This window comes from Streptomyces sp. SID11385 (assembly GCF_010548245.1).
Lineage (GTDB): Bacteria > Actinomycetota > Actinomycetes > Streptomycetales > Streptomycetaceae > Streptomyces.
Window position 1 is genome coordinate 1 of record NZ_JAAGLR010000079.1, and the last position, 3809, is coordinate 3809.

General features: G+C 75.2%; 3 protein-coding genes. 1 reads left to right on the forward strand and 2 read right to left on the reverse strand.

Annotation, left to right across the window (positions count from 1 at the left end; translation table 11 throughout):
- Positions 1-94 precede the first annotated feature (94 nt).
- Positions 95-1732 carry a carbamoyltransferase C-terminal domain-containing protein gene (locus tag G3I42_RS02895; RefSeq protein ID WP_164282273.1) on the reverse strand — a complete coding sequence of 546 codons (1638 nt, stop codon included), beginning with the start codon at positions 1730-1732 and terminating at the stop codon, positions 95-97.
- Between the two features lie 103 nt (positions 1733-1835).
- Positions 1836-2804 carry an NAD-dependent epimerase/dehydratase family protein gene (locus tag G3I42_RS02900; RefSeq protein ID WP_164282274.1) on the reverse strand — a complete coding sequence of 323 codons (969 nt, stop codon included), beginning with the start codon at positions 2802-2804 and terminating at the stop codon, positions 1836-1838.
- 243 nt (positions 2805-3047) lie between these two features.
- Here G3I42_RS02900 and G3I42_RS02905 point away from each other — a divergent pair.
- The coding region (locus tag G3I42_RS02905; RefSeq protein ID WP_164282275.1) for a polysaccharide pyruvyl transferase family protein at positions 3048-3809 on the forward strand (762 nt) is incomplete at its 3' end.

Sequence of the window (3809 nt, forward strand, 5' to 3'; positions counted from 1 at the left end):
CCACCGCCGGGCCGGCCGCCGACGCCCCGCCGCTCACCGTGTCCGCCCGCGTGCCCGTGCGTGCCGCCCATGCGTGCGCCTCCGTTCCCGCGCGTCATGCGAAGACCCCCGCCCGCCGCACCGCGAACGGCCCCAGCGCGAGCAGGTCCACAGGCGCCGAGCCGAAGCACTCCAGGGCGTCGCGCGGGTCGTCGACCATCGGACGGCCCGCCGTGTTGAGGCTCGTGTTGACGACGACGGGAAGCCCCGTGCGCCGCTCGAACGCCGCCAGGACCCGGGCCATGAGCGGCTCGTCCGCCGCGTCCACCGTCTGCACCCGCGCCGTGCCGTCCACGTGCACCACCGCCGGTATCCGGGCCCGCCACCGCGGCGCCACCTCGTGGACGAAGAGCATGTACGGGCTCGGCAGCGGCCCGCCCGAGAAGATCTCGGCGGCGCGCTCGGCCCGCACCATCGGCGCCACCGGACGGAACTCCTCGCGCCCCTTCACGGCGTTGAGCCGCTCCAGGTTCTCCGCCCGCCCCGGATGGGCGAGCAGCGAGCGGTGCCCGAGCGCGCGCGGCCCGTACTCGGAGCGGCCCTGGAACCAGGCGACGACCCCGTCCGAGGCCAGCACCTCCGCGACCGTCTCGGCGATGTCGGCGGGCTCCTCGTACGGGACGGCGGCCACCTCCAGCCACTCGCGCAGCTCCGCGTCGCTCCAGCCGCGCCCGAGCGCCGCCGTGCCCATCGGTTTCACGGGCTCCCGCTCGCGCGCGACGTGCAGCGCGGCGCCGAGCGCCGTGCCCGCGTCCCCCGCGGCGGGCTGCACCCACACCTCGGCGAACGGCCCGTCGCGGTACAGGCGGGAGTTGGCCACGCAGTTGAGCGCGACGCCGCCCGCCATCGTCAGCGCCTCGGCGCCGGTGCGCGCGTGCAGGTCGCGTACGAGCGCGAGCTGCGTCTCCTCCAGGACGTGCTGGGCGCTCGCCGCGAGATCCGCGTGCTCGGGGAGCCACGCGGCGCCCGGCGCACGGGGCGCGGTGAACTCCGTCCACGGCACGGGCCGCGCCCGGAAGTCCCCGTCCCCGAGCGGCCCCACGTACGCGCCGAGCCGCTCGGCGAAGCGCGGCACGCCGTAGGAGGCCAGCGCCATCACCTTGAACTCGTCGCTGCTGCGCAGGAAACCGAGGTGCTGGGTGAGGTCCTCGTAGAAGAGACCGAGCGAGTCCGGCAGGTCCCGCGCCGCGAGCACCTCCAGCTCACCGTCCCGGTAGTGCCCCGCGAGGTGCGCCCCGCACTCCCCGCGCCCGTCCAGGACCAGCACCGCGCTGTCCGGGTACGGGCCCGCGAGCCCGGCCGAGGCCGCGTGCGCGACGTGGTGCGGCACGAAACGCACCCGCTCCGGGTCGAGTCCCGGCAGCGCCTCGGCGAGGAAGCCGGGCGCCTGGCGCGCGTAGTCCTGCCGCAGCCAGTCGTACGGGTCGTGCAGCCCCAGCTCGTCGGCGGGCCGCGCGAGCGCCGGGTCGTACGCGTACGCGATGGCGTCGAGGTCCCCCGGGGTGAGCCCGGCCCGCTCCAGGCACCAGCGGGCCGACAGCTCCGGCAGCTCCCAGGCCGCGAAGGGCACCGGGCGCTTGCCGTGCTTGCGGCGGCTGAAACGCTCCTCCTCGGCGGCGGCCACCACGACACCGTCGAGCACGAGGGCGGCGGCGGGGTCGTGGAAGAGGGCGTTGATGCCGAGTACGCGCATGGAAGCTCCCGGGGGTCACGCGGGGGTGGGGGAGGGGAGAGGCGGGACGTGGACAGGCGGTCCCGAGATCGGGGCGTGAGGCGAACGGAAGGGGCCGGCGGCGTCAGCCGGCGGCGACCACGGCGGAGATGGTCCGCTTGAGTCCTTCCTCCCAGTCCACCGAGGGTTGCCAGCGGAGCAGTTCGCGCGCGAGCGTCGTGTCCGGCCTGCGGCGCGCCGGGTCGTCGACGGGGCGTTCGACGAAGGCGATGCGCGAGGTGGAACCGGTGAGCTGGAGGATCTTCTCCGCGATCTCCAGGACACTCACCTCGTCCCCGCCCCCGATGTTCACCGGCCGCACCGCGCGGCTCGCCGCCACGAGCAGGACGCCGTCCACGGTGTCGTCCACGAAGCACAGCGAACGCGTCTGGGTGCCGTCCCCCGCGACGGTCAGCGGCTCCCCGGCGAGCGCCTGCGCGATGAACGTGGGCACGACCCGTCCGTCGTGGCCGCGCATCCGGGGCCCGTAGGTGTTGAAGAGCCGTACGATCCCGGCGTCCGTGCCGTGGGCCGAGGCGTGCGCGGTGACCAGCGCCTCCGCGAAGCGCTTCGACTCGTCGTAGACGCTGCGCGGGCCGATCGGGTTGACGTTGCCCCAGTAGTCCTCGCGCTGCGGGTGCACGAGCGGGTCCCCGTACACCTCCGAGGTCGAGGCGAGGACGAGGCGCGCCTCGTCGCGGGCCGCGAGGGCCAGCGCGTGCCGGGTGCCCGCGCTGCCCACGTCCAGCGTCCGGATCGGGTGACGCTGGTAGTCGGCGGGCGAGGCGGGACACGCGAAGTGCAGCACGAGCTGGTACGGGCCCGGCAGCCGCTCCACGCACTCCGGCTCCGAGACATCGCACTCCACGAAGCGGAAGCCCGGCCGCTCCTCCAGATGGGCGATGTTCCGGCGGCTCCCGGAAAGGAGGTTGTCGGCACAGTCCACGAGAAGCCCCGCGTCCAGCAGACGTTCGCACAGGTGGGAGCCGAGAAAGCCCGCGCCACCGGTGACGAGCGCGCGCTGCCAGTCGCCGCGGGCCGGTGTGGAGGACATCGCGCCCCCTTTCTGAGGGATCGGGCACCTGACAGTCCGCTGGGTAACCGTTTCACCCCTTTTGACACGTAAAAAAATTTCCGGGGGGAGCCTCCGGGAGGAGCCTGGCGGGCCCGTCGGGATTCGCCGTGCGGGGACCGCGCCCGCCCCGCAGCATGGAAGGACTCGTGCGAAAACGGGGGGTTCCGCGGCTGTCCACGGGGCCACCGCGTCGCCGTTGCCCCGAGACCGGAGAGGTGCCCCGTGGACACTCTCGACCGCCTTCTCGCGGTCCTCCGCGCCCACCCCGAGGGCCCCGGCACCGTGCTCCTCACCGGCTGGTTCAGCTTCACCGACGGCGAGGCGACCGCCGGCGACCTGCTCGCCCGCGCCGCCGTCGCCCAGGCGCTCGACGCGGCGGGTGTCGCGCACGACACGGCGTGGAGCGCGGGTTTCGCCCCCGGCGCGCGCACGCTCGACGAGGCCCCGCCGCAGGCGTACCGCCATGTCCTCTTCGTGTGCGGCCCCCTGCACGGCCCGCAACTCCTCGCACTGCACCGGCGCTACGCCGACTGCGTCCGCGTCGCCGTCAACGTCAGCGTCATCGACCCGCACGCCCCCGAGACCACCGGCTTCGCCCTCGTCCTCGCACGGGACGGCGGTACGGACCCGCCGCGCCCCGATCTCGCGGCCCTCGCCCCGGCCGGTCCGGCGCCGCCGCTCGTCGCGCTCGTGCTCACCCAGGGCCAGGGCGAGTACGGGGAACGGCGCGGCCACACGGACGTGACCACCGCGCTCACCGCCTGGGCCGGGGCGAAGGACTGCGCGCGGCTGCCCGCCGACACCCGCCTCGCCTCGGACGACTGGCGACTGTGCGCGCGCCCGGAACAGTTCCTCGCCCTCGCCGCCCGCTGTGACCTCGTGGTCACGACGCGCCTGCACGGACTCGTCCTCGCGCTGCGCGCCGGGGTGCCCGCGCTCGCCGTCGACCCCGTGCTGGGCGGCGGCGCCAAGCTGAGCGCCCAG